Here is a 24,975-nt window from a genome sequence, read left to right as displayed (position 1 = left end):
AGTCGGGTACGAGTCGGATACGACTGGGAGGACACGGCACGACACGGCACAGCGACGACGCCAGACATACTGATCGTCTCCGCCTCTCCGCCATGGACAGACCGTAGGGAACGAGTGGAACGCGTGGATTTCCTCCCCCCGCACATCGGCGCCGACGCCGCCCCGCAGAGCGCGGCCGAACGCGCCGACGCCTACGCGGCGGTGCCGCTGCTCAACTGCCTGCTGCGCGAGGTGGCCGAACCCCTGCCGGACCCGGGCCCCCGCCCGGTCTACCGGCTGCCCGGCGGCAGACTGCTGCGGGTCCGCCCCGGCCGCCGCCCCGCCGGGGCCGAGGTCGGCACGGCGGTGGGCGGCTGGCACCCGGTCGGCCACACCGAACTGGTGAAGCTCGTCGCCGAGGAACTGCGCCGCCACACCGGCCTGCCCAACCACGAACTGCCCATCGAGATGACCGACAGCCGGGACGCGGTCGCCGCGCTGCTGACGGTACGCGCACGGGCCACCCCGCCCGCGGACCCGTACCTGCGCTCCGAGCAGGCCCTCGTCACCGGCCACACCCACCACCCCGCCCCCAAGGCCCGCGGCGGCGGCCCGCAGGCGGGCTGGCTGCCGTACGCGCCCGAGGCCCACGCCCGTTTCCCGCTGACGCTGCTCGCCGCGCGCGAGGACACGGTCGTCGACGAGGGCGACACCGCGGCCCTGGACGCCCTGGCCGTGGCCCCGCCCGGCTACCGGGTGCTCCCGGCCCACCCCTGGCAGCTCGACCTGGCCGCGGGCACCCTCGCCCCGGCCTTCGCCGACGGCCGGCTCCTGCGCCTCGGCACGACCGGCTTCTTCGTGTGGCCGACCGCCGCGATCCGCACGCTGTACGCCCCCGACCCCGACCTCTTCCTCAAGTTCAGCCTCGACGTGCGCATCACCAACGACATCCGGCGGCTGTGGCGGCACGACCTGCTGAGGCTGCGCCGCACCGACACCGCCGTGACCGAGGCCTTCGACGCCATCGGCCCCCCGGCGGCCTGGCTTGCCGACCGCGGCTACCGCACCGCGGACTTCGCCTTCGAGGAACTGGCCGTCGTCGTCCGCGACGGACTGCGGGGCCGCGTCCTGCCGGGCGCCACCCCGCTGCTCGCCGCCGCCCTCGTGGAGGGCTTCGCGGGCAGCCCCCTCGAGGACACCACCTCTCCCGGTGCCTGGTGGGAGGCGTACCTCGCCGCCGTCGTGCCGCCCGTCCTGACCGCCTTCGACGACGACGGCGTGGTCCTCGAGGCGCACCTCCAGAACACCCTGGTCGCCGTCGACGCCGGCGGAATGCCGGTACAGGCCCTCTTCCGGGACGCGGAGGGCGTCAAGCTGCTGCCGGACACGCCCCGGGCGGCCGGCTGGGAACGCCTGGTCTACTGCCTGGTCGTCAACCACCTGTACGAGATCGCCGCCGCCCTCACCGAGCACCACCCCGGCCTCGACCCCTGGCCCGCCGTCCGCCGTGCCCTGGCCCGCCACGACCTCCCCGAGATCCCCGCCCTGCTCGCCGCCCCCACCCTCCCCGCCAAGACCAACCTCCTGCTCCGCTGGACCGGCGCGGACGGCGCGGACGCCCGCTACCGGCCGCTGCCCAACCCGCTGTGCGAGGCGCCGGAGTGACGGCCCCGGCCCGCGAGGCGGCACCCGAGGCAGTCCGCGTGGCCCTCGCGCGCGGAGAGGTCGCGCGCCCCGACGGGCCGCTGGTCCATGGCACGTATGCCGGGCCCCTTGCCCCAGCCGGCCAGGTGCAGAAGCCAAGTGGCCAGTGCAGCCGCGACGATGAGGAACAGGCCCACCCACAGCCCCGGGCGCCAGCCGACGAGGCCGAGCCCCGTGACGACCGTTCCCATCGTGCCGAGGGCCGTGCCGGTCCATCCCGCGATGGTGTGCCCCTCGTCGTGGTGCTGTCCGCTCATGTGCCCGCCCCCTGGTGGCGCCGAGATACGATGCCTTAGCAAGTAAGGAATTTATCTCACACGCTAAGGGATCCGCAATGGAGGGCAATTCCCGCCCCGCCGCCTCGACTTCGGACGTGGCCCGCTCGCTGGACCACCTCGTGGCCGCGAGCCTCGTCGGCCAGCAGGAGTTCGCCCGGAACCTGGGCCTGAGCCTCACCGACCTCGTCTGCTTCGCCCACGTGGCGGAGGCCGGAGACACCCCGGTCACCGCCGGTGAGCTGGCGACGCGGGCGCACGTCACGACGGGTGCGGTGACCGGCATCCTCAACCGCCTGGAGCGCGGCGGCTTCGTCCACCGCCGACCGGACCCCGCCGACCGGCGCCGGGTCCACGTCGTCGCCGTCCCGGCCGCCGCCGAGCGGGTGCGAGCGGTCTTCGGCCCCTACCACCGGCTCCTCGCCGACTCCCTGGCGGACCACACACCGGACGAGGTCGCCCTGATCGCCGGCTGGCTGGACCGCGCGGTCGCACTGACCCGCACGTACGTCGAGGAATCCTGTTGAGGTGGAGGAGACTTCCCGCATGACTGACTCGGAAGTGACCGCGGAGCGCAGCCGGGGGGCCGGCGTCTGGCCCTCGATCCACACTCAGCGGGCGGCGCTGGCGGCCGACCTCGATGCGCTGACCGACGAGCAGTGGGCAACGCCCGCGCTCTGCACCGGCCTGACGGTGCGTGAGGTACTGGCCCACCTCACGGCGGGCGCGAGTCTCAACACCGTGCGGTGGCTGGCCGGGGTGATCCGCTGCCGGTTCGACTTCGACAAGCAGGTGGCCGTGCGGCTGGCCGAGCAGATGGGGGCGGATCCCACCGAAACGCTGGAGCGGTTCCGGCGCGTCGTCCCGAGCACCACCAAGCCGCCCCTGCCCGCCGTCGCCATGCTGGGCGAGACGCTCGTGCACGCCGAGGACATACGGCGCCCGCTGGGCATCCGCCACGCCTACCCGATCGACGTCGTCACACGGGTGGCCGAGTACTACCGGGGCTCGGACATGGTGGTCGTCGCCAAGAAGCGCGTCGAGGGCCTGCGACTCACCGCGGTCGACGGCCCGTTCACGACCGGCTCCGGGCCCGCGGTGTCCGGCCCCACCATCGCGCTGGTGATGGCCATGACGGGACGCGCGGTGTACTGCGACGACCTCGACGGCGACGGTACGGAGATCCTTCGCGACCGCTGCGGGGCGGCGTGACGGGCTCGGCCGGCGTCATACGCTTACGCCGTGATCAACAGCCCCGGGGCGTCCGCCGCGTGGGCTACGGGTTAGTGCAGGGGGGACAGTCTTGAGGAAATACGCAGTGGCCGCGGTGGCCCTTTTCGCCGCCCTCTTTCCGCAGCAGGCCCAGGCCGACGGCGCGCCGCCGACGGTCTCGGTGCCCGAACTGACCGTTGTCTCCTGGAACATCTGCGGGGAGGCGGGCGGGCAGCGCGGCCAGGCCGGGTACTGCCCGTACCGCAACGAACCGGCGCAGAAGATCGAGCAGCTCGCCCAGGTGGTCGCCGAGCGGCAGGCGGACGTGGTGATGCTCCAGGAGGTCTGCGGGCAGGCGCCCGGCAGTCACATGGACCTGCTGCAACAGAAACTGGGAAGCGCCTGGTCGATCCGCCACGCGGTCGGCGCGCGCCCCGACGGCCGCACCGACTGCCGTGGCGGGCTCACCGGGGAACTGGGCGTCCTCATCGCCGTCAAGGGCACCGTCACCGCCACGTTCGCCGAGAACACCCTGCCGGCCGGTGCCGACCAGCAGACCCTCCCCGCCCTGTGCGTGAAGGTGCAGGGCTGGGCCACCACTCCGTGCACCACCCACCTCCTGCCCGGCGACGAGACCCGCGCCGCCGGACAGGTCCGGAACGTCAAGGCGTTCCTGGCCGCCCACGCGCCCGGCGACACCATCCTCGGCGGCGACCTCAACCGCAATGCCGACGCCGCCGCCCTGCGCCCCCTGACGTCCACCATGGAGCGCTGCATCGACGACAACACGTACCACGGCTGGAACAGCGACACCCAGCAGCACTCGTACCACAAGCTCGACCACCTCCTCGTCTCCCGCCCCTCCTACGGCACCCGGTTCGTGTCCTGCGCGGTCGACACCTCCCGCATGGACCAGACGCCGAACGAGCCCACCAGCGGCCCCCCGAGCGGCTACTCCGACCACGCGCCCGTCATCGGCACCTTCCGCGGCGCCCCCGTCCCGGGTGACATGACGGGTGACGGGCGTCCCGACCTGGTCGCCGTCGACACGGCCGGCCGGCTCCGGCTCTACGACGGCCTCGGAAACGGCGGTGTCACCGGCGGGCACCGCGTCATCGGCACCCGCGGCTGGCTCAACACCTCCGTGACCCACCGCGGTGACTTCACCGGCGACGGTCGCGAGGATGTCGTCGCACGCGTGGGCGGTGAACTGCGGGTCTACCCCAACACCGGGAACGGGGCCCTGACCTCGCCCACGGTGATCCGTTCCGGGCTGCCCGCCGATGCCCGCTTCGTCGGCGTCGGCGACGCCACCGGCGACGGCCACCCCGACCTGGTCGCCACCTACGACGACAAGCTCTGGCTGTACGCGGGCGACCCCGCGGCACGTCCCGGCGTGCGGGCACCCGTCGAGATCGGCAGCAGGGGCTGGAACGCCATGACCCTCACCGCCCCCGGTGACGCCGACGGCGACGGCCGTCCCGACCTGCTGGCCCGGGACACCGGGGACGCGCGCCTGTGGCTCTACCGCGGCCTGCCGGGCGGCGGCTTCGACGACCGCACCGAGTACGGCCACGGGTACGACACGACCACCCGCCCCCTGCTCGCCGGTGCGGCCGACGCGGACGGCAACGGCGTCGCCGACATGTGGACCACCACCGACTCGGGCACCGGGACGCTGATGTTCTACGCGGGCGGGACCGACACGGCCGGGAACCCGACCGACGGCGCCCGCAGCACGGTGGGTGCGAGCGGCTGGGACTCCATCGTGCTCATCGCCTGACACACGGGCGCGGAAGGCGGACGCCCGACCGGGCCGACGGTGGCTGGTGTGTGTGGTGCGGCTCGGGCGGCGGCGGTGCCGCCGTCGGCGACGAGGTCCATGCCGTCGAGTAGTTGACCCGGCACTCCGTACCGGGTCCGCTCAAACGTGCCTCGATGCGGCATCGCCGCCGAGCTGCCACATCTCGTAGTTCCCGCATTCCGCCGTGATCCCGGCGGCCGACCGAGCCGCGGTGACGAAGTCGTCCACCACAGGCGAGGTGTTCGACGCCGCCACGGCGAGACACACCTGATCGGGCACCAGCTCCGGGATGGGCACATAGACGACGTCCGGATGCGTGTAGAACACGGACGCCGAACGGGCCAGGAAGGAGATGCCCCGTCCGGCCCCGACATGCTCGAGCGTCTCGTCCACCCCGCGCACCGGGTACCCGGCGTCGGGGAACGGGTACTTGGAGGGCTGCGTGCTCGGGTCACCGTGCCAGAGCAGCCGTTCGCCGGCCAGGTCGGCCTCGGTGACCTCCGCCTTGCCGGCGAACCGGTGCCCCGCGGGCAGTACCGCCACCCGGGGCTCGGCGTAGAGCGGGGTGACGCGCAGACCCGACTCGTCGATGGGCAGCCGCACATAGCCGACGTCGATGCGGCCGTCGAGCAGCATCGCGGCCTGGTCGTCCCCCTCGATCCGCTGCACGTCCACGACCACGTCCGGGTGCCGTTCCTCAAAGGCACGGGTCGCCGGGGTCACTGCGACGCCCGCTCGGAAACCGACCATCAGCCGCCGCTTGCCGCCGGCGGCCGCCGACACCCGGCGGCGGACCGCGTCGGTCGAGGCGAGCAGCGGACCTGCGTCGGCCAGCAGTTGCCGGCCCGCGTCCGTCAACTCCACTCCGTGGCGGTCCCTGGTGAACAGCGAGGCGCCGAGATCCTGCTCGAGCGCGCGGATCTGCCGGCTGAGCACGGGCTGGGCGATGTGCAGCACTTCCGCGGCGCGGCCGAAATGCAGCAGGTCGGCCACGGCGACGAAGTAACGCAGCTTGCGCAGGTCCAGATCCATGGAACCCCCAGCCCGGTGATACCTCCAGGCTATCACCGCGACCCGAAGAGGTCTTGGACACCGACTCGCGCTCGATGGCAGCCTGAGAGCAGGGAAATTGAGGGCGTCGCGTGAATTCGACACGGAATTCGACGCCGGAATTCGACACCAGGGCCGAAGCCCGGAAAGCAGGAACACCGATGAGCGGCATCAGCATTGTCGGAGTGGGAAACATGGCCCGTGCCTTGGCCGGGCGGGCGCTCGCCGGCGGCAACGCCGTCGAGATCATCGGCCGCGACCGCGTCAAGGCCGAGGAACTGGCCGCCACGCTCGACGGCGCCACGGTCGGCACGGCCGGGGCCGCCCCGGCCGGGGACATCGTGATCCTTGCCGCGCCGTACGCCGGCGCCGCGGAGGTCGTCAGGGAGTACGGGGACGCGCTGCGCGGCAGGATCATCGTCGACATCACCAACCCCGTCGCCCCCGACCTGCAAGGACTCGTCGTCCCCGAAGACAGCTCCGGTGCTCAGGAGATCGCCGGGCTGGCTCCCGAGGGCGCCCACGTCGTCAAGGCGTTCAACACCGTGTTCTCCCACGTTCTGGCGGCCGGCCCGGCCGAGGGCCGTCCGCTGGACGTGTTCGTCGCAGGTGACGACGCGCAGGCGAAGGCACGTGTGTCGGCGTTCGTCGCGGGCATGGGGCTGCGCCCCTGGGACATCGGGGGACTGGCCATGGCGCGGGCGCTGGAGAACGTCGCCCTCGTGGAGTTGGGCCTCATGAACCACTCCGTCAAGCACACCGATTTCTCCCTCGGTATCACTCTTCTCCGCTGAGCACAGCCCCACCGCCGTCTCTCGTGCCGCATTGCGCCCATTCGCCTGCCGGCCCGAAAGGACCTTTCACCCACTCCCGCAAGGAAAGCCGAATGCGCGTATTCGTCGCCGGGGGGACCGGCCACTCCGGTTCCTGCATCATCTCCGAGCTCCTCGCCGCCGGGCACGAGGTCACCGGCCTGGCCCGGTCGGACGCCTCCGCGGCGGCCTTGTCCGCCCTCGGCGCGAAGACGCGTCGCGGCGACCTCCAGGATCTCGACGGGCTCAAGGAGGCGGCCTCGGACTCCGACGGCGTCGTCCACGTCGCCCACAGACAGGACCTGCTGCCCTCCGGCGGGATGGACGCCGTGGCCGCCGCAGAGCTCCCGATCATGCTCGCGTACGGCGAAGCACTCGCGGGAACCGGAAAGCCGCTGGTCACGGCGGGAAGCATAGGCTCGCCAGGGAATCCGGGGCGGCCGGTCACCGAGGAGGACCCGGCCCTCCCCGTCGGCGAGGGGCACAAGGGGACTTTGCGGGTCCGCAACATCGTGGAAAGGGCCGTCGTCGACCTCGCCGAGCAGGGGGTGCGATCCTCGGTCGTGCGGATCGCCAACATCGCGCACAGCACGACCGATCGGGCCGGCTTCCTCCCCACGCTGATCGCGCTCGCCAAGGAAAAGGGCTTCGTCGGCTACCACGGCGACGGCGCGAACCTGTGGAACGCCGTGCACGTCCGTGATGCCGCCACCCTGTTCCGCCTGGCGCTGGAGAAGGGGCCGGCCGGGAAGTACTGGCACGCAGTCGGGGACGGGGGCATCCCGTTCCGCGACATCGCCGAGGCCCTCGCGAGCCGCCTGGGCCTGCCCGCCGTGAGCGTTCCCGCGGACGCGCTGATGACGCCTGGCTACTTCGGGTTCCTCACGAACATCGTCACCCAGAGCTACCCGGCGTCCAACGTCATCACCCGCAGGACCCTCGGTTGGGAACCCGCCCAGCCGGGCCTGCTCGCCGACATGGACAACGGTCACTATTTCCCCGCCGGCTGACGGCGGGAGTGGTCCTGTCCCGGTGTCAGGCGTCGGTCGTGTACGTGAGGAAGCGGGTCCAGGCCGCGGGGGAGACGACTCGCCCGGCACCTCGCCCTGTACCAGCTGGACGCGTGGGGCGTCCCGTACGGCTCGGCGGTGTCCGACACGGCCGCGCTGCTCGTCGCCGAGCCGGCGGCGAACGCCGTGACGCACGGGCGGGTGCCGGGGCGGGACATCGAGGTGCTGCTGCGGCTCGACGTGTCCGACAGTCGGGGGAGCGGCGCCGGAGGGCGAGCACGGGCGCGGGCTCCTGCTCGTGGACGCGGACCGGCCACGACGAGAACCCGCTACAGCGGCCAGGGCCCCCGGTCATATGCTCACCCCATGCCCGAGGCGATGTTGAAAGAGGTCGTGGCCACCCGCTACGTCGAACCCCTGCGCTCCGGCGGCTCCGTGCCCGCCGTCGTCGAGGCCGACGACCTGGGCACCTACGTCCTGAAGTTCACCGGCTCCGCGCAGGGCCGCAAGGCGCTGGTCGCCGAGGTGATCGTCGGGGAACTGGCCCGGGAGCTGGGGCTGCGGGTGCCGGAGCTGGTGCTCGCGCACTTCGACCCGGCGATCGCGGACGCCGAACCGCACCAGGAGGTGCGGGAGCTGCTGCACGCCAGCGCGGGGCTGAACCTCGGCATGGACTACCTGTCGGGCGGCGCCGACTTCACGCCCGAGCTGGCCGAGGTGTTCCCGGTGGACGCGCGGGAGGCCGGGCGCGTCGTCTGGCTGGACGCGCTCACCGTGAACGTCGACCGCACCGTGCACAGCTCCAACCTCATGGTCTGGCCCACCCTCGGCACCGTGCCCCCGCGCCTGTGGCTCATCGACCACGGTGCGGCCCTCGTCTTCCACCACCGCTGGGGCGCCTCACCGCCCGAGAAGGCGTACGACTTCCGCCACCACGCCCTCGGCCACTACGCGCCCGACGTCCCGGCCGCCGACGCCGAGCTGGCGCCGAAGGTGACGGAGGAGCTGCTGCGCGACGTGGTGGGGCGGGTGCCGGAGGCCTGGCTGACCTGCGAGGGCGACCTCGACACGCCGGAGAAGGTGCGGGCCGCCTACGTGGACTACCTGCACGCGCGCGTACGCGCCTCCCACGCGTGGCTGCCCACCGGCTTCCCGAGCCGCGAGGAACTCGCCGCCGAGAACGCCGCCCGCGCGGCGCGCACCCAGCGGGGCCGGCCCGACTGGCTCAAGCGCGTCCCCGACCTGCACGGCAAGCCGCCCGCCGAGCAGGACTGGTCCGTCCACCTCGGCTGACACACGTCCGTGCCCCTGATGCCGATGCTCGGCGTCAGGGGCACAGACGGGTGCGTGCGGCTTCAGCCCTTCAGCTGCTCGTACGCCGGCAGCGTCAGGAAGTCGGCGTAGTCCTCGTCGAGCGACACCGTGAGCAGCAGGTCGTGGGCCTGCTGCCAGTTGCCGGCCGCGAAGGCCTCCTCGCCGATCTCGCCGCGGATGTTGGCCAGTTCCTCGGCGGCGACCTTGCGGGCCAGGTCGGCGGTGACCTGCTCGCCGTTGTCCAGGACCACCTCCGCGTTGATCCACTGCCAGATCTGCGAGCGGGAGATCTCGGCGGTGGCCGCGTCCTCCATCAGGTTGAAGATGGCGACCGCGCCGAGGCCGCGCAGCCACGCCTCGATGTAACGGACGCCGACCTGCACCGCGTTGACCAGACCCGCGTACGTCGGCTTGGCGTCGAGCGAGTCGACGGCGATCAGGTCGGCGGCCTTGACGTCGACGTCCTCGCGCAGGCGGTCCTTCTGGTTGGGCTTGTCGCCGAGGACCTTGTCGAAGGACTCCATGGCGATCGGGACCAGGTCGGGGTGGGCGACCCAGGAGCCGTCGAAGCCGTCGCCGGCCTCGCGGTCCTTGTCGGCGCGGACCTTCTCGAAGGCCACCTTGTTGACCTCCGCGTCCCGGCGGGACGGGATGAACGCCGCCATGCCGCCGATCGCGTGCGCGCCGCGCTTGTGGCAGGTGCGGACGAGGAGTTCGGTGTACGCCCGCATGAACGGGGCGGTCATCGTCACGGCGTTGCGGTCCGGCAGGACGAACTTGGCGCCGCCGTCACGGAAGTTCTTGACGATGGAGAACAGGTAGTCCCAGCGGCCGGCGTTGAGTCCCGAGGCGTGGTCGCGCAGTTCGTAGAGGATCTCCTCCATCTCGTACGCGGCCGTGATCGTCTCGATCAGGACGGTGGCGCGGACGGTGCCCTGCGGGATGCCGACGTAGTCCTGCGCGAAGACGAACACCTCGTTCCAGAGGCGGGCCTCCAGGTGGGACTCCGTCTTCGGGAGGTAGAAGTACGGGCCCTTGCCGAGGTCGAGCAGGCGCTGGGCGTTGTGGAAGAAGTACAGGCCGAAGTCGACCAGGGCGCCGGGGACCGGGCGGCCGTCCACCTGGAGGTGGCGCTCGTCGAGGTGCCAGCCGCGGGGACGCATGACGACCGTCGCCAGTTCGGCGTCCGGGCGCAGGGCGTACGACTTGCCGGTGCGCTCGTCGGTGAAGTCGATGGCGCGGGTGTAGGCCGAGGCCAGGTTGAGCTGGCCGAGGACCACGTTCTCCCAGGTCGGCGCGGAGGCGTCCTCGAAGTCCGCGAGCCACACCTTCGCGCCCGAGTTGAGGGCGTTGATGGTCATCTTGCGGTCGGTGGGGCCGGTGATCTCGACGCGGCGGTCCTGCAGCGCGGCCGGAGCGGGGGCCACCTTCCAGGAGTCGTCCGCGCGGACGGCGGCGGTCTCCGGGAGGAAGTCGAGCGTGGAGGTGCGGGCGATCTCGGCGCGGCGCTCGGCACGGCGGGCGAGGAGCTCGTCACGCCGGGGCGTGAACCGCCGGTGCAGCTCGGCCACGAAGGCGAGCGCCGCATCGGTGAGGACCTCCTCCTGCCGGGGCAGGGGCTCGGCGTCGACGATGGCCAGCGTGGACGGCGCTGGTGCGGACATGAGCTGTCACTTCCTTCAGCGGTGGCACCGGGTGCCAGAGGGTGCGTATGGGGCATTACGCACTCGCCGTGCAGCGGAGTGCTTCTGGTCAGTGGATAGTAGTTTCCTCATCGTGGAACTTCAATGGTTTGTTGATGTCGAGATTCTCCGGGTCGAGGAAAGGTGGCGCTCGGTGCCACCTTCCTCACTCAAGGTGGACCAGGTCCGCCTCGGTGTCGATGTCATAGGGCCGGGCCACGTCCCCGCACTCGACGAGGGCGATCTCCGCCTCGTGTTCCCTCAGATAGGCGCGCGCACCCCGGTCCCCGGTGGCGGTCGCCGCGATCCCCGTCCAGTGCGCGGCGCCCAGCAGTACGGGATGCCCGCGCACGCCCGCGTACGCCGCCGAGGCCAGCGACGTCTCGTCCCGGTGTCCGGCGCGCACCCGGGCCATCGCCTCCGCACCGATGCCGGGCTGGTCCACGAGGCAGACCAGCGCCGCCCGCGCCCCGGTCCCGGCCAGTGAGCGGAGCCCGGCCCGCAGGGACGAGCCCATGCCCTGTTCCCAGTCGGGGTTGTCCACGAGGACGCAGCCGTCGAGCGCCGCCCGCGCGCGTACCTCCTCGGCGCGCGCTCCCAGGACGACGTGCACGCGGGCGCAGCCGGCCGTAGGCATCATGTCGGCCACGTGTTCGACGAGTGGGTGTCCGCGGTGTTCCAGTAGCGCCTTGGGGCGGCCGCCGAGCCGCCGGCCGCCCCCGGCGGCCAGCAGCAGCCCCGCCACCGGGCCCCCCACCTGCTCTTCTGCCTGCGCCTCGTTGTCCGTCATGCGTCCTGCATACCTGACGGGCCGCCAAACGCCTTGGCGCGCGGGACATTTCCGGAAACTTTCCGGAGACTGAATTTCGGTCCGCGCGGTGGCGCGTCCGGCGTGGGGTGGCGTTTACTGGCCCGCGCACGACGGGGTCGCGAGGGGGAGGGCGGGGAGGGCTGTGTTGCGGAGCTTGGGGCAGAGGCGCGTGACGGTCGGCGACGAGGACGTGAGGGTGGTGGCGCTACGGACCGCGGTGTCCCGGTTGCGCCGCCAAATCGCTCTGCTGACCGCCGATTTCCCCGACCGCCAGATCGCCGAGGACGAACTGGCCGACCTCGCCGCGATGGCGGGCCACGGCGTCCCCGAGGTGCCGCGGCTGCGCCGCTCCCTGCTGCTGATAGCCGGTGCGATCGGCTCCGTCAGCGCCCTCAAGCCGGGGCTGACGGAGGTCCGTCACGCCGTGGAACTGTTCGGGGATCCGCCGCGCCGCTGAGCGCCGCGCAGGCGGGAGGGCCTCAGGCGACCGGGCCGCCGTTCGAGCCGTTCGCCGAACCGTTCGAGGTCAGCAGGGCCTCCGACAGCTCCGCCGCCACCTGCTGGAGCAGGGGCACGATCCGGTCGGTCGCGGCCTCGGTGACGCGGCCCGCGGGGCCGGAGATCGAGATGGCCGCGGCGGTGGGGGAGTCCGGAACCGAGACGGCCAGGCAGCGCACGCCGATCTCCTGCTCGTTGTCGTCGATCGCGTACCCCTGGCGCCGCACCTCCTCCAGCGCCGAGATGAAGCCGTCCGGCGTGGTGATCGTCTTGTCGGTCGCGGCCGGCATGCCGGTACGGCCCAGCAGGGCCCGCACCTCGTCCGCCGGGAAGTCCGCGAGCAGGGCCTTGCCGACGCCCGTGGAGTGCGGCAGCACCCGCCGGCCCACCTCGGTGAACATGCGCATCGAGTGCTTCGAGGGCACCTGGGCGACGTACACGATCTCGTCCCCGTCGAGCAGGGCCATGTTCGCCGTCTCGCCGGTCTCCTCGACCAGGCGGGCCAGGTGCGGGCGCGCCCAGGTGCCGAGCAGGCGCCCCGCGGACTCGCCGAGGCGGATCAGGCGGGGGCCGAGGGCGTAGCGGCGGTTGGGCTGCTGGCGTACGTATCCGCAGGCCACGAGGGTGCGCATCAGGCGGTGGATGGTCGGCAGGGGCAGCCCGCTGCTCGCCGAGAGCTCGCTCAGGCCGACCTCGCCCCCCGCGTCCGCCATCCGTTCGAGCAGGTCGAAGGCGCGCTCCAGGGACTGGACGCCACCGGTCGCGGACCTGGCGGAGTCGGTGGTGCTGGCGCTGGACGTCGGCACGGCACGTTCCTTTCGGGGCTGGCGGGAGGAAAGAAGCGTACCCGGCACCCGGTTGACTACCGGCTTGTACGTAGCTACGTTCTGCTTGCTGGAATTCTAATTCCGCTTTGTGGAAACGTCCAGAGCGGGGTCATTGGGCATGCCGGCACAAAGGGTGCCTCTTGACGGCCTCGGAGCGGGAGTGAAGACTCCTTCAACAGAACGTTGAATTTCGACGGCAGAGACGTCGGCAGAGGCAGACAAGCAGAGGCAGAGAAGGGGTTCCGGGTGTCCGAAGCTGAACTGGTGCTGCGCTCGACGCGCGTCATCACTCCCGAGGGGACCCGCGCCGCGTCCGTCGCGGTCACCGGGGAGAAGATCACGGCCGTGCTCCCGTACGACGCCCCCGTCCCGGCGGGCGCCCGGCTGGAGGACGTCGGCGACCACGTCGTCCTGCCCGGCCTGGTCGACACCCACGTGCACGTGAACGACCCGGGCCGCACCGAGTGGGAGGGCTTCTGGACCGCCACCCGCGCCGCGGCGGCCGGCGGCATCACCACCCTCGTCGACATGCCGCTCAACTCCATCCCGCCGACCACCACGGTCGAGAACCTGCGCACCAAGCGCGAGGTCGCCGCCGACAAGGCGCACATCGACGTCGGCTTCTGGGGCGGCGCGCTGCCGGACAACGTCAAGGACCTGCGCCCGCTGCACGAGGCCGGGGTCTTCGGCTTCAAGGCGTTCCTTTCGCCGTCCGGCGTGGACGAGTTCCCGCACCTCGACCAGGAGCAGCTCGCCCGGTCCCTGGCGGAGATCGCCGCCTTCGACGGCCTGCTGATCGTGCACGCCGAGGACCCGCACCACCTGGCCGCCGCCCCGCAGCAGGGCGGCCCCAAGTACACCCATTTCCTCGCCAGCCGCCCGCGCGACGCCGAGGACACCGCGATCGCCACCCTCCTCGCGCAGGCCAAGCGGTTCAACGCGCGCGTGCACGTGCTCCACCTGTCCTCCAGCGACGCCCTGCCGCTGATCGCCGAGGCCCGCGCCGACGGTGTGAAGGTCACGGTCGAGACCTGCCCGCACTACCTCACGCTCACCGCCGAGGAGGTGCCGGACGGGGCCAGCGAGTTCAAGTGCTGCCCGCCGATCCGCGAGGCCGCCAACCAGGACCTGCTCTGGCGGGCGCTGCCGGAGGGCACGATCGACTGCGTCGTCACCGACCACTCGCCCTCCACGGCCGACCTCAAGACCGACGACTTCGCCACCGCCTGGGGCGGCATCGCCGGCCTCCAGCTCAGCCTGCCGGCCATGTGGACCTCGGCCCGCGAGCGCGGTTACGGCCTGGAGGACGTGGTGCGCTGGATGTCGACGCGCACGGCCGCCCTGGTCGGGCTGGACACCCGCAAGGGCGCCATCGCGGCGGGCCACGACGCGGACTTCGCCGTCCTCGCCCCCGACGAGACCTTCACCGTCGACCCGGCCGCCCTCCAGCACCGCAACCGCGTCACCGCGTACGCGGGCAAGACCCTGTACGGCGTCGTGAAGTCCACCTGGCTGCGCGGCGAGCGCATCGTGGCGGACGGCGCGTTCACCGACCCGAAGGGACAGCTCCTCGACCGGGCCTGACGTGCCCGGACACTCCCTGAACCCAGTACCCCCCGAACAGCCCCGAAAGGAACACCTGATCACCGTGACGGCCCAGCAGAACACCTCGTTGGCCAGCTTCACCGGCGACGCGAACCCCTACGGGGGCGGCGACCCGTACGCGGACTACCGCACCGCCGACCTGCCCTTCACCCAGTACGCCAACCTTGCCGACCGGCAGCTCGGCGCGGGTGTCGTCGCCGCCAACGACGAGTTCTTCGCCCAGCGCGAGAACCTGCTGGTGCCTGAGCCCGCCGAGTTCGACCCCGAGCACTTCGGGCACAAGGGCAAGGTCATGGACGGCTGGGAGACCCGCCGCCGCCGCGGCGCCTCCGCCGAGCAGCCCTGGCCCACCGAGGAGGACCACGACTGGGCGCTGATCCGCCTCGGCGCCCCGGGCGTGATCCGCGGCATCGTCGTCGACACCGCCCACTTCCGCGGCAACTACCCGCAGGCCGTCTCCGTCGAGGGCGCCTCGGTCGCCGGCTCCCCCACCCCGGAGGAACTGCTCGCCGACGACGTGAAGTGGACGACCCTCGTCCCGCGCACCCCGGTCGGGGGCCACGCCGCCAACGGCTTCGCCGTCTCCACCGAGCAGCGCTTCACGCATCTGCGCCTCAAGCAGCACCCCGACGGGGGCATCGCCCGCCTGCGCGTGTACGGCGAGGTCGTGCCCGACCCGGCGTGGCTCACCGCCCTCGGCACCTTCGACGTGGTCGCCCTGGAGAACGGCGGCCAGGTCGAGGACGCCTCCAACCTCTTCTACTCACCGGCCACCAACACCATCCAGCCGGGCCGCTCCCGCAAGATGGACGACGGCTGGGAGACCCGCCGCCGCCGCGACCGGGGCAACGACTGGATCCAGTACCGCCTGGTGGACCGCTCGCAGATCCGCGCCGTCGAGATCGACACGGCGTACCTGAAGGGCAACAGCGCCGGCTGGGCCTCCGTCTCCGTCAAGGACGGCGACGAGGGAGAGTGGCGCGAGGTGCTCCCGCGCACCCGCATGCAGCCCGACACCAACCACCGCTTCGTCCTGCCGGAGGCGGCCGTCGGCACGCACGCGCGCGTGGACATCTTCCCCGACGGCGGCATCTCCCGCCTGCGCCTGTTCGGCACCCTGACCGAGGACGGCGCGGCCCACCTCGCGGCCCGCCACCAGGAGCTGGGCGGCTGACCCGCCGCCACACCGACCCGCGGGGCGCACCGGTAGGACAGCACCGGTGCGCCCCGCGCGTACGCCGGTGGCGGCTGCGCGGCGGTGGCTGCGTGGCGGTTGCGCGGCGGTGGCGGTTACGCGGCGTGGCCGCCGTCCACCGCGTACTCCGCGCCCGTGACGTACGAGGCGGTCGCCAGGTACGCCACCGTCGAGGCCACCTCGTCCGCCGTGCCGAAGCGGCCCAGCGCCGTCAGGGCCGCCTGTCCGTCCGCGTACGGGCCGTCCGCCGGGTTCATGTCGGTGTCGATCGGCCCCGGGTGCACGATGTTCGCCGTGATCCCGCGCGGCCCCAGCTCCCTCGCCAGGGCCTTGGTCAGCCCGATCAGCGCCGACTTGCTCATCGCGTAGAGCGTGCCGCCGGGTCCCGGCACCCGCTGGGTCATGCAGGTGCCGACGGTGATGATCCGTCCGCCCTCCGTCATGCGGGCCGCGGCCGCCTGGGAGGCCAGGAAGACACCGCGGACGTTCACCGCCAGCAGCCGGTCGACGTCGGCGGGGGAGAGGCTCTCCAGCGGGCCGAGCAGCCCGAGCCCCACGTTGTTGACCAGTACGTCGAGGCCGCCGCCGAGTGCCGTGGCGGCCCGCTCGACCGCCCCCGCCGCCTCCTCGGCGTCGGCGGAGTCGGCCCGCAGCGCCACCGCGCGGCGCCCCAGCGCCTCGACGGCCCGTACGACGTCCTCCGCCGCGTCCTTGCCGTTCACGTAGGTGAGGGCCACGTCCGCGCCCTCCCGGGCCAGCCGCAGGGCGGTCGCCGCGCCGATGCCTCGGCTGCCGCCGGTCACCAGCGCGGTACGGCCGGCCAGCGGAGCCGGGGCGGGGACCAGGGGGTTCGTGTGCGTGTGCGTGTTCGTGTTCATGGGTCCATCCCAGCCGGGCCGCCGGGCCCGTGCTGGCGGTGAACGGACGTCGACCTGACCGGCGGCCGGGTGCCCGCACCGGGGACGACGTCGATGTCGTGAACACGCGGAAAACACATATGACGTCCCGGGAAACTCCACGCCCTTGTCATTGACATGCCAGTGTCTACGCGCGTCATCATGAGTCATGCGATTCCCCCCACGCGCCGCTCGGCTCGGCGCAGCAGCCGCAGTCCTGTCCGCCCTCCTCGTGGGCGGCACCGTCTCCGCGACCACGGCCGGCGCCACCCCCACGGCGGTCGGCGACATCTGCTACGGCGACCTCCCCTCCCAGGCCCACGACACGCTCGACCTGATCGAGCAGGGCGGCCCCTTCCCCTTCGAACAGGACGGGACCGTCTTCCAGAACCGGGAGGGCATCCTCCCCGGCCAGTCCTCCGGGTACTACCACGAGTACACGGTGATCACCCCGGGCTCCGACACCCGGGGCGCCCGCCGGATCGTCACCGGTGAGCAGAACCAGGAGGACTACTACACGGCCGACCACTACGCGTCGTTCGACCTCGTCGACTACGGCTGCTGAGGCGACCGTTCACGCGGACCCGCGGCTCTCGGCGGCGGCGAACAGCGCGCCGCCGAGGGCGAGCAGGGCCACGCTCGCGTAGACCTCGTAGCCGTCGAGGAAACCGATCCGCCGCACCAGACCCACGTTCCAGTCGGTGAACTCGTGCACCAGGCCCATCACGCCTTGGAGCGCGGTGACGAATCCCAGGAACTCCAGCAGTTTCTTCATGATCCCGACTCTCGCCCCGCGGTCCCCCCACACACATCGGCCGCGGGGCGAGCCCTGCCCGACGGAAGGCGCGTCGCACGGGCCCCGGCGCGCCGAAAGTCGCCGGTCGCGCGACTTCGGTCGACGGCCGCTGCCGAACGGCCGTCCCGGCCACCCGTCCCGCATAGATTTGTCGACTGTGAACAGTGACAAGCAGGCCACGGTGCCCCCGGCCTTCGCGAAGCGGCGCTGGGTGCTGCCGGCGGCGCTGGTCGAGGACCTGTACCCGCAGCCCCGGCGGCCCGGCGGCCGGCCCCGGCGCACCGCACGCGACTGGGCCGTCGACTTCGCCTGCTTCCTGCTCGCGGTCGGCATCGGCCTGCTGGCCGCCGACGTGCTGGACCAGGAGCCGGACCTCTCACCGGCCATGGCCGTCGCGGACCAGGTGATCGGAGCCCTGGCCTGCGCCGCCGTCTGGCTCCGGCGCCGGTGGCCGGTCGGGCTGGCCGTCGCGATGCTGCCCGTCTCCCTCGTCTCCGCCACCGCGGGCGGCGCTGTCCTCGTCGCCCTGTTCACGCTCGCCGTGCACCGGCCCTTCCGGTACGTGGCCTGGATCGGCGGCGCCAGCCTCGCCGTGGCGCCCCTGTACTACTGGATGCGCCCGGAACCCGGGCTGCCCTTCCTCGCCTCCCTCGTCATCGCCCTGCTGCTCGGCGTCACGGTGCTCGGCTGGGGCCTGCTGGTCCGCTCCAAGCGCCAGCTCCTGCTCAGCCTGCGCGACCGTGCCCGGCACGCCGAGGCCGAGGCGCGGCTGCGGGCCGAGCAGGCGCAGCGGCTGGCCAGGGAGGCCATCGCCCGCGAGATGCACGACGTCCTCGCCCACCGGCTCACGCTCCTCAGCGTGCACGCGGGCGCCCTGGAGTTCCGGCCCGACGCGCCCCGGGAGGAGGTCGCGCGGGCGGCCGGCGTCATCCGGGAGAGCGCGCACGAGGCCCTCCAGGACCTGCGGGAGATCATCGGCGTCCTGCGGGCGGCGGACGCCGACGACGGAGGCCGCCCCCAGCCGACGCTCGCGGCGCTCGACGCGCTGGTCGCCGAGTCCCGCGAGGCGGGCATGAAGGTCACCCTCGCCGAGCGCGTCCCCGATCCCGGCGCGGTCCCCGCCTCCGTCGGCCGCACCGCGTACCGCATCGCCCAGGAGGCGCTGACCAACGCGCGCAAGCACGCCCCCGGCACCGAGGTCACCGTCTCGGCCGCCGGAGCGCCGGGCGACGGCCTCACCCTGTCGGTGCGCAACGCGCCGCCCCGCGGCGAGGTGCCCCGCGTACCCGGCTCCGGGCAGGGCCTGATCGGCCTGACCGAGCGCGCCACGCTGGCGGGCGGCACCCTGGAGCACGGGCCCACACCCGAGGGCGGCTTCGAAGTGCGGGCCAGGCTGCCGTGGGGGGAGTGAAGACGGCGGCCGGCGGCCGCCGTGGCCCGGGGACGCCGCCGGGGCGGCGAAGTCGGCCCCGGCGGACGTGATTACGTAGGTCCCATGACTGCGATCAGACTCGCCCTCGTCGACGACGACCCGCTCGTGCGGGCCGGACTGGCCCTCATGCTGGGCGGCGCCGAGGACGTCGAGGTCGTCGGGGAGGCGGCCGACGGGGACGAGGTGGGTGCCCTCGTCGAACGCACCCGCCCGGACGTCGTCCTCATGGACATCCGGATGCCGGGCGTGGACGGCCTCACGGCGACCGAGCGGCTGCGCGCCCGTGCGGACGCGCCCCAGGTCGTCGTGCTCACCACCTTCCACGCGGACGAACAGGTGCTGCGCGCCCTGCGCGCCGGCGCCGCCGGGTTCGTCCTCAAGGACACCCCGCCCGCGGAGATCCTCGACGCGGTGCGCAGGGTCGCGGCCGGCGACCCGGTCCTGTCGCCCGCCGTCACCAGACGGCTGATGGAGCAGGCGGCCGGTACCGCCCCCGGTGCCCGGCAGGCACGGCACGCACGCGCGCGGGCACGCGTGGACGCCCTCAACGACCGCGAACGCGAGGTCGCCGTCGCCGTCGGCCGCGGCATGGCCAACGCCGACATCGCGGCGCACCTCTACATGAGCGTCGCCACGGTCAAGTCACACGTCTCCCGCATCCTGGCCAGGCTCGACCTCGACAACCGGGTCCAGATCGCCCTGCTGACCCACGACGCGGGGCTCCTGGACGAGTACGGGGACGACGAGTCCTAGGGCGCTCCTTCCGGACCGGGGCAGTGGGCTGTTGGCCGACGCCCGCGGCAACGAGACCGCGCGGGGGCCGCTTTCGGCCACGGCTGACTCATGTGCCATACTCAGCGCCGCTCGTAGCACTATCGGACCGGGGGGCCGCAGCCGCATGCACGCCGTATCTCTGCAAGCCCCTTACCTGGATACGGCCGCGGATCAGCTCTGCTTCTCTCTGGACCTGACCGAACGGCCGGCGCTTGCCGAACGTGAGGTGTTCGTGGGAGGGCTCGCCGTACGACTCAGGCTGCTCGGCGCGTCCCACCAGGTCTTCGCGGGCCCGGTACGGGAGACCGTGGCGTGCCTGCCGGAAGCGGTCAGGGGACTGCCGACGACGCACAGCCGGCGGCCGGCGGGGTGGACGTACGACTTCAGCGCCGTCACGGAACGCCTCGGACCCGAGGAGTTCAGCGCCCGGGTCGCGGACGCCCTGAGCCGCGCGGACGCCGCGGAGCACAGCCTGTGCGGGGTCTTCCCCGGGTCTCCGGAAGCGGTGACGGCGGTCGTCGTCGAGGCGTGCGACGAGCGGTCCGGCGCGGGACTGGCCTGGCGCACCTGGCACAGCTACCCGCAGGACGGGCACATCGTATCGACGCACAGCCGGCTGGAGGCTCGATGAACAGCACCCGACTCCTACGCGGGGCGGTGGCGGCCGTGCTGGTCACGGTCCTGCTCTCCGCCTGCTCCAGCGACGGGGAGGACGGCGTCCCGCGCAGCTGGATCGGCAAGACGTACACCACCGGCGGGAGCGGGTGGCTCGACAAGAACAGCTCCCCGGTCAAGGTCGCCGACGCGATCGACGGCCACCGCGACGCCCTGGACCGGGCGTCCGGCGGCGGCAAGGAGTTCCTGCGCTACGGCGACGACATGGTGACCGTCTCGCCGTACCGGAGCGGCAGCACGATCGAGATCGAGGACTACCGCAACGGCTACCGCCGGCACCACCAGCACCTCACCTACTGGCCCAACCCCAGCAGCTTCCGCGGCGGCGGCCCCGGCTCCGGCAAGTGACGCCAGGCGCGCCCCGAACCCGACGACGCCCTCCCCACACGCCTCCACAGTCGCCCTCCAGAAAGGCAACGCAGTGACCGATATCTTCGAGTCGGCCGGGCAGGCCCTGCTCTACGGGGTCGTGGGCCTCGCGGTGATGGCCGTCGGCTTCGTCGCCCTCGACCTCGTCACACCCGGCAAGCTCTTCCACGTGGTGTGGCGGGACCGCAACCGCGGCGCCGCCGTGCTCCTCGGCAGCCAGTCCGTCGCGGTCGGGCTGGTCATCATGTCGGCCATCCGGGCCAGCGAGTCCGAAGAAGGCCTCGGGTACGGCCTGTTCAGCACGCTCCTCTACGGTCTGGCCGGGGTGCTGGTGATGACGCTGGTCGGCATCGTCCTCGGCATGCTGACGCCGGGTCAGATGGGCGCGGTGGCCCTCGACGACGGCGACGACCGTCGCCCGCATCCCGCCGCCTGGGTCCAGGCCGGCATGTACCTGGGCACCGCCGCCATGGTCGGCGCGGCCCTCTCCTAGGAGCACCCCTCCTAGGAGCACCCCCTCCCAGGACCACCACGAGGACCACCCCCCCATGAGCTCCACCCTGGACGACCGCTCCACCGAGGCACCCCCGCGCCCCCCGGCCGACCGCCACACCCGGGGGGCGCGGTTCCTGCTGCTGCTCGCCGTCTTCCTCTGCGCCGCCTGCGGCCTCGTCTACGAACTGGCCCTGACCGCGCTGGGCAGTTACCTCATCGGCAACTCGGTGCTCCAGACGTCCGTGGTCATCTCCGTGATGGTCTTCGCGATGGGTGTGGGCTCGCTGGCCGCCAAACCGCTGCGCCGCCGTCCCGTCGTCGCCTTCGCGGTGGTGGAGGGCGTGCTCGCGCTGGTCGGCGGCCTGTCCGTCCTGATGCTGTACGCGGCCTTCGCCTGGCTCCAGCTCTACATGCCCGCGATGATCGTCGTGTCCCTGGTGGTGGGCCTGCTCATCGGCGCCGAGATACCGCTGCTGATGACACTGCTCCAGCGCATCCGCAAGCAGGAGGCGAGCAGTGCCGTCGCCGACATGTTCGCCGTCGACTACATCGGCGCCCTCGTCGGCGGCCTGTGCTTCCCGCTGTTCCTGCTGCCGACCTTCGGCCAGTTGAAGGGCGCCCTGGTGGTCGGCGTGGTCAACGCGGTCGCCGGGGTCATCGTCGTGGTGTTCATCTTCCGCCGCCAGACGGGCCGGCTGGCCAAGGCCGGGCTGCTGGCCGGCGTCACCGTGGTGCTCGCCGCGCTCGGTACCACGTACGTGCTGGCGGACGACCTGGAGGTGACGGCGCGGCAGCACATGTACGCGGACCCGATCATCCACTCCGAGACCACGCAGTACCAGGACATCGTGGTCACCCGCTCCACCGCCTTCACCGGGAAGCCCGACGTACGGCTCTTCCTCAACGGCGACCTCCAGTTCAGCTCGGTCGACGAGTACCGCTACCACGAGTCGCTGGTCCACCCCGCGCTGTCCGGCCGCCGCTCCAACGTGCTGATCATGGGCGGCGGTGACGGGCTCGCGCTGCGCGAGGTGCTGCGCTACCAGGACGTCCGGCACGTCACCCTGGTCGAACTCGACCCGGCGATGACCCGGTTGGCGCGCACCTTCGAGCCGCTGCGCAAGCTCAACCGCGGTGCGCTGGACGACCCGCGGGCCAAGGTGGTCAACGCGGACGCCTTCACCTGGCTGCGCGAGGCCCGGCAGCAGTACGACGCGGTGATCATCGACTTCCCGGACCCCGACTCGGCGTCGCTGGCGAAGCTGTACTCGGTGGAGTTCTACGATCTGCTCCGCCGCGTGCTGGCGCCGCACGGCCAGGTCATGGTGCAGAGCGGATCCCCCTTCTTCGCCCCCAAGACCTACTGGTCGATCGACAAGACCATCGAGACGGCCGGGTACGCGACGACGGAGTTCCAGATCGACGTGCCGAGCTTCGGCAACTGGGGCTTCGTCCTCGCCACCCCCGGCACCGAGGCCCCGCCGCTGCGGCTCGCCCCGGACACGCCGAAGCTGCGCTACCTGGACGAGGCGGTGCTGAAGGCGGCCACCGTGTTCCCCGTCGACCGCCGCCGCACCGACGTACGGCCGAGCACCCTGATGGACCCCGCGGTGCTCGAATACGTTCTGGACGAGTGGCGCGACTACTGAGGCGCCCCGGCGGCTAGGTGGTGAGCGCCTCGGGGATCTCCGCCAGCCGTACGGGCCGGCGCTCGCGGCGGGAGATGTCGCAGGCCTCCGCGATCCGCAGGGCCCGCAGTGCCTCCCGCCCGTCGCAGGGGTTGGCCCGCTCACCGCGCACGACCTGCACGAACGTGGTCAGCTCGGCCTCGTAGGCGGGACCGAACCGCTCCACGAAGCCCGTCCACGGCTTGTCCGCGGCCGGCGGCCCGGTCGGCTCGGTGGACGCGATCGGCGTACGGTCGTCCAGGCCCACGACGATCTGGTCCAGCTCCCCGGCCAGCTCCATGCGGACGTCGTACCCCGCCCCGTTCAGCCGCGTCGCCGTCACCGTGGCCAGCGTGCCGTCGTCCAGGGTGAGCAGGGCCGCGCCGGTGTCCACGTCGTCCGCCGCGCGGAACATCGGCGGGCCCGCGTCGGACCCGGCGGCGTACACGTCGACGACCTCCCGTCCGGTCACCCAGCGCAGCACGTCGAAGTCGTGGATGAGGGTGTCCCGGTAGAGCCCGCCGGACTGCGGCAGGTACCCGGCCGGCGGCGGAGCCTGGTCGCTCGTCACCGCCCGTACGGTGTGCAGCCGGCCGAGCCGCCCCGACCGCACCGCCTCCCGGGCCCCCGTGTAGCCGGTGTCGAAGCGGCGCTGGAAGCCCATCTGGAGGATCGTCCCGGCGGCCTCCACCTCGCCGATCGCCTGTAACGTGCCGGGCAGGTCGAGGGCGATCGGCTTCTCGCAGAACACCGGCAGCCCCGAGCGGGCCGCCCGGCCGATCAGTTCCGCGTGGGCCGGCGTCGCCGTGGTGATCACCACCGCGTCCACGCCCCACTGGAAGATCTCGTCCACTCCCGGCGCCGCCGTCTCGCCCAGCCGGTGGGCCAGGTCCTGGGCCCGCCCGAGGTCGGCGTCCGTGAGGATCAGGGACCCGACGTCGCGGTGGCGGCTGAGCGTGTTGGCGTGAACGGTGCCGATGCGGCCCGTACCGATGACCCCGATGCGCATGGAAACAAAGTGGGCTCACAGCCCGCACCCTGTCAATCCGTATGTCCGGACAATCGGACCGCACAACTTCCCGTCACCTGCGCACAGAGCTACGCTCGGCGCGTGCCGAAACCAGAAGTGGACCCGACCGTGGCGCTGGACCTCAGCGTGGATCGCAGCAGCCCCGTGCCGCTGTACTTCCAGCTCGCACAGCAGCTGGAGGCGTCGATCGAGCACGGCGCGCTGACCCCCGGCAGCCTGCTCGGCAACGAGATCGAGCTGGCCGCGCGGCTCGGTCTGTCCCGGCCCACCGTCCGCCAGGCCATCCAGTCGCTCGTCGACAAGGGCCTGCTGGTGCGCCGCCGGGGAGTCGGCACCCAGGTCGTGCACAGCAAGGTCCGGCGCCCGCTGGAGCTCAGCAGCCTCTTCGACGACCTGGAGGCGGCCGGACAGCGCCCGGCCACGAAGGTCCTGGTCAACACCGTCGTCCCCGCGACCGCGGAGGTCGCCGCCGCGCTCGGCGTGGCCGAGGAGAGCGACGTGCACCGCGTCGAACGGCTGCGGCTGACGCACGGGGAGCCGATGGCGTACATGTGCAACTACCTGCCGCCGGGCCTCCTCGACCTGGACACCGGACAGCTGGAGGCCACCGGCCTCTACCGGCTGATGCGGGCCGCCGGGATCACCCTGCACAGCGCCCGGCAGACCATCGGCGCCCGCGCGGCCACCGACGGCGAGGCGGAACGGCTCGGCGAGGACGCGGGCGCGCCGCTGCTGACCATGGAACGGACCACCTTCGACGACACGGGGCGCGCGGTCGAGTTCGGTACCCACACCTACCGGCCGTCCCGCTACTCCTTCGAGTTCCAGCTGCTCGTGCGGTCCTGACGCGGTTCCTGTCCGGCGTTCTCCGGCGAGGCTCCCGGCGGCGGCTTCCGTCGTGCGGGTTCGTCGCAATGTCCGGACAATGTGACCGTCGGCCGATCCCCGGAGGCACGTGCTCCGCTTGTGTGTCGGACAATGGAGCGTTTGGGGTTTCCAGAACCCGGCAGCCGGGCCTCCCGTGTCCGGCGCGCACGCAACGCACAGCACGACCAGCACAGCA

General features: G+C 72.5%; 26 protein-coding genes. 18 read left to right on the top strand and 8 right to left on the bottom strand.

All coding sequences use genetic code 11. The annotated features are described in order from the left end of the window. Nucleotides 1-114 precede the first annotated feature (114 nt). The gene (locus tag OHA99_RS06235; RefSeq protein WP_405694597.1) at nucleotides 115-1,644 is read left to right on the top strand and encodes an IucA/IucC family protein; all 1,530 of its coding nucleotides are present in this window, start codon (nucleotides 115-117) and stop codon (nucleotides 1,642-1,644) included. On the opposite strand, the gene OHA99_RS06230 is transcribed toward OHA99_RS06235, so the two are convergent. Then, nucleotides 1,602-1,940, bottom strand: a complete 339-nt coding sequence (locus OHA99_RS06230) for an HGxxPAAW family protein (protein ID WP_405694595.1) — start codon at nucleotides 1,938-1,940, stop codon at nucleotides 1,602-1,604. The two genes, OHA99_RS06235 and OHA99_RS06230, sit on opposite strands and share 43 nt — an antisense overlap. A gap of 77 nt (nucleotides 1,941-2,017) precedes the next feature. Here OHA99_RS06230 and OHA99_RS06225 point away from each other — a divergent pair, with 77 nt between their 5' ends. From OHA99_RS06225 to OHA99_RS06215, 3 genes are all read left to right on the top strand, one after another. Further along, nucleotides 2,018-2,485 carry a MarR family transcriptional regulator gene (locus tag OHA99_RS06225; RefSeq protein ID WP_164382264.1) on the top strand — a complete coding sequence of 156 codons (468 nt, stop codon included), beginning with the start codon at nucleotides 2,018-2,020 and terminating at the stop codon, nucleotides 2,483-2,485. Between the two features lie 19 nt (nucleotides 2,486-2,504). After that, nucleotides 2,505-3,170 carry a maleylpyruvate isomerase family mycothiol-dependent enzyme gene (locus OHA99_RS06220; protein WP_405694593.1) on the top strand — a complete coding sequence of 222 codons (666 nt, stop codon included), beginning with the start codon at nucleotides 2,505-2,507 and terminating at the stop codon, nucleotides 3,168-3,170. Between the two features lie 91 nt (nucleotides 3,171-3,261). Further along, on the top strand, nucleotides 3,262-4,953 hold the full coding sequence (locus tag OHA99_RS06215) for an FG-GAP-like repeat-containing protein (protein WP_405694591.1): 1,692 nt from the start codon (nucleotides 3,262-3,264) through the stop codon (nucleotides 4,951-4,953). A 141-nt stretch (nucleotides 4,954-5,094) separates the two neighbouring features. On the opposite strand, the gene OHA99_RS06210 is transcribed toward OHA99_RS06215, so the two are convergent. Beyond that, a complete protein-coding gene (locus tag OHA99_RS06210; protein WP_405694589.1) occupies nucleotides 5,095-6,006 on the bottom strand; it encodes a LysR family transcriptional regulator in 912 nt (303 codons plus the stop codon). 179 nt (nucleotides 6,007-6,185) lie between these two features. On the opposite strand from OHA99_RS06210, the gene OHA99_RS06205 reads away from it, so the two are divergent. The 3 genes from OHA99_RS06205 (at nucleotide 6,186) to OHA99_RS06195 (ending at nucleotide 9,139) form a co-directional block, all read left to right on the top strand. Beyond that, entirely contained in the window at nucleotides 6,186-6,818 is a 633-nt protein-coding gene (locus OHA99_RS06205; RefSeq protein ID WP_153177216.1) for an NADPH-dependent F420 reductase, read from the top strand. A gap of 92 nt (nucleotides 6,819-6,910) precedes the next feature. Beyond that, a complete protein-coding gene (locus OHA99_RS06200) occupies nucleotides 6,911-7,846 on the top strand; it encodes an SDR family oxidoreductase (protein WP_405694587.1) in 936 nt (311 codons plus the stop codon). A 378-nt stretch (nucleotides 7,847-8,224) separates the two neighbouring features. Further along, a complete protein-coding gene (locus OHA99_RS06195; protein ID WP_153181692.1) occupies nucleotides 8,225-9,139 on the top strand; it encodes a HipA family kinase in 915 nt (304 codons plus the stop codon). A gap of 62 nt (nucleotides 9,140-9,201) precedes the next feature. Here OHA99_RS06195 and aceB read toward each other — a convergent pair whose 3' ends face one another. Continuing rightward, entirely contained in the window at nucleotides 9,202-10,824 is a 1,623-nt protein-coding gene (gene aceB, locus OHA99_RS06190; RefSeq protein WP_405694585.1) for a malate synthase A, read from the bottom strand. Nucleotides 10,825-11,008: 184 nt separating this feature from the next. Beyond that, nucleotides 11,009-11,632: an NTP transferase domain-containing protein gene (locus OHA99_RS06185; protein ID WP_405694583.1), complete on the bottom strand. Its 624-nt coding sequence runs from the start codon at nucleotides 11,630-11,632 to the stop codon at nucleotides 11,009-11,011. 163 nt (nucleotides 11,633-11,795) lie between these two features. On the opposite strand from OHA99_RS06185, the gene OHA99_RS06180 reads away from it, so the two are divergent. Then, a complete protein-coding gene (locus tag OHA99_RS06180; protein ID WP_164382238.1) occupies nucleotides 11,796-12,110 on the top strand; it encodes a DUF5955 family protein in 315 nt (104 codons plus the stop codon). Between the two features lie 22 nt (nucleotides 12,111-12,132). On the opposite strand, the gene allR is transcribed toward OHA99_RS06180, so the two are convergent. Then, nucleotides 12,133-12,957 carry an allantoin degradation transcriptional regulator AllR gene (allR, locus tag OHA99_RS06175; protein ID WP_007388130.1) on the bottom strand — a complete coding sequence of 275 codons (825 nt, stop codon included), beginning with the start codon at nucleotides 12,955-12,957 and terminating at the stop codon, nucleotides 12,133-12,135. A 267-nt stretch (nucleotides 12,958-13,224) separates the two neighbouring features. On the opposite strand from allR, the gene allB reads away from it, so the two are divergent. Together allB and alc are read left to right on the top strand one after the other, a co-directional pair. Beyond that, entirely contained in the window at nucleotides 13,225-14,562 is a 1,338-nt protein-coding gene (gene allB / locus OHA99_RS06170) for an allantoinase AllB (protein ID WP_405694580.1), read from the top strand. A gap of 64 nt (nucleotides 14,563-14,626) precedes the next feature. After that, on the top strand, nucleotides 14,627-15,757 hold the full coding sequence (gene alc, locus OHA99_RS06165; RefSeq protein ID WP_153177211.1) for an allantoicase: 1,131 nt from the start codon (nucleotides 14,627-14,629) through the stop codon (nucleotides 15,755-15,757). Nucleotides 15,758-15,873: 116 nt separating this feature from the next. Here alc and OHA99_RS06160 read toward each other — a convergent pair whose 3' ends face one another. After that, nucleotides 15,874-16,656: an SDR family oxidoreductase gene (locus tag OHA99_RS06160; RefSeq protein ID WP_153177210.1), complete on the bottom strand. Its 783-nt coding sequence runs from the start codon at nucleotides 16,654-16,656 to the stop codon at nucleotides 15,874-15,876. Between the two features lie 187 nt (nucleotides 16,657-16,843). Here OHA99_RS06160 and OHA99_RS06155 point away from each other — a divergent pair, with 187 nt between their 5' ends. Continuing rightward, nucleotides 16,844-17,239 carry a ribonuclease domain-containing protein gene (locus OHA99_RS06155; RefSeq protein ID WP_153177209.1) on the top strand — a complete coding sequence of 132 codons (396 nt, stop codon included), beginning with the start codon at nucleotides 16,844-16,846 and terminating at the stop codon, nucleotides 17,237-17,239. 9 nt (nucleotides 17,240-17,248) lie between these two features. Here the strand turns inward: OHA99_RS06155 and OHA99_RS06150 are convergent, their stop codons facing one another. Further along, nucleotides 17,249-17,449 (bottom strand): hypothetical protein, encoded by a 201-nt coding sequence (locus OHA99_RS06150; protein WP_102929235.1) that lies wholly within the window; start codon nucleotides 17,447-17,449, stop codon nucleotides 17,249-17,251. Between the two features lie 169 nt (nucleotides 17,450-17,618). Here OHA99_RS06150 and OHA99_RS06145 point away from each other — a divergent pair, with 169 nt between their 5' ends. The 6 genes from OHA99_RS06145 to OHA99_RS06120 all read left to right on the top strand — a co-directional run bounded on the left by OHA99_RS06145 (nucleotide 17,619) and on the right by OHA99_RS06120 (nucleotide 22,864). Continuing rightward, a complete protein-coding gene (locus tag OHA99_RS06145; RefSeq protein ID WP_194279874.1) occupies nucleotides 17,619-18,881 on the top strand; it encodes a sensor histidine kinase in 1,263 nt (420 codons plus the stop codon). Nucleotides 18,882-18,965: 84 nt separating this feature from the next. Further along, nucleotides 18,966-19,655 (top strand): response regulator transcription factor, encoded by a 690-nt coding sequence (locus OHA99_RS06140; protein WP_153177207.1) that lies wholly within the window; start codon nucleotides 18,966-18,968, stop codon nucleotides 19,653-19,655. A gap of 145 nt (nucleotides 19,656-19,800) precedes the next feature. Further along, a complete protein-coding gene (locus tag OHA99_RS06135) occupies nucleotides 19,801-20,307 on the top strand; it encodes a DUF2617 family protein (protein WP_153177206.1) in 507 nt (168 codons plus the stop codon). Beyond that, on the top strand, nucleotides 20,304-20,699 hold the full coding sequence (locus OHA99_RS06130; protein WP_153177205.1) for a DUF4247 domain-containing protein: 396 nt from the start codon (nucleotides 20,304-20,306) through the stop codon (nucleotides 20,697-20,699). Before OHA99_RS06135 ends, OHA99_RS06130 begins: the two co-directional genes overlap by 4 nt. A gap of 73 nt (nucleotides 20,700-20,772) precedes the next feature. Beyond that, complete coding sequence (locus tag OHA99_RS06125) at nucleotides 20,773-21,213, top strand: DUF350 domain-containing protein (protein ID WP_164382227.1); 441 nt, start codon at nucleotides 20,773-20,775, stop codon at nucleotides 21,211-21,213. 55 nt (nucleotides 21,214-21,268) lie between these two features. Beyond that, a complete protein-coding gene (locus tag OHA99_RS06120; RefSeq protein WP_153177203.1) occupies nucleotides 21,269-22,864 on the top strand; it encodes a polyamine aminopropyltransferase in 1,596 nt (531 codons plus the stop codon). Between the two features lie 13 nt (nucleotides 22,865-22,877). Here the strand turns inward: OHA99_RS06120 and OHA99_RS06115 are convergent, their stop codons facing one another. Then, nucleotides 22,878-23,891, bottom strand: a complete 1,014-nt coding sequence (locus OHA99_RS06115) for a Gfo/Idh/MocA family oxidoreductase (protein WP_366471265.1) — start codon at nucleotides 23,889-23,891, stop codon at nucleotides 22,878-22,880. 129 nt (nucleotides 23,892-24,020) lie between these two features. Between OHA99_RS06115 and OHA99_RS06110 the strand changes: the two genes are divergently transcribed. Next, the gene (locus tag OHA99_RS06110) at nucleotides 24,021-24,758 is read left to right on the top strand and encodes a myo-inositol degradation transcriptional regulator (protein WP_153181691.1); all 738 of its coding nucleotides are present in this window, start codon (nucleotides 24,021-24,023) and stop codon (nucleotides 24,756-24,758) included. The last annotated feature ends 217 nt before the right edge of the window (nucleotides 24,759-24,975 follow it).

The sequence above is a fragment of the Streptomyces coelicoflavus genome (genome assembly GCF_045041415.1).
GTDB lineage: Bacteria > Actinomycetota > Actinomycetes > Streptomycetales > Streptomycetaceae > Streptomyces > Streptomyces coelicoflavus.
This window is presented reverse-complemented; position numbering and strand designations above follow the sequence as displayed.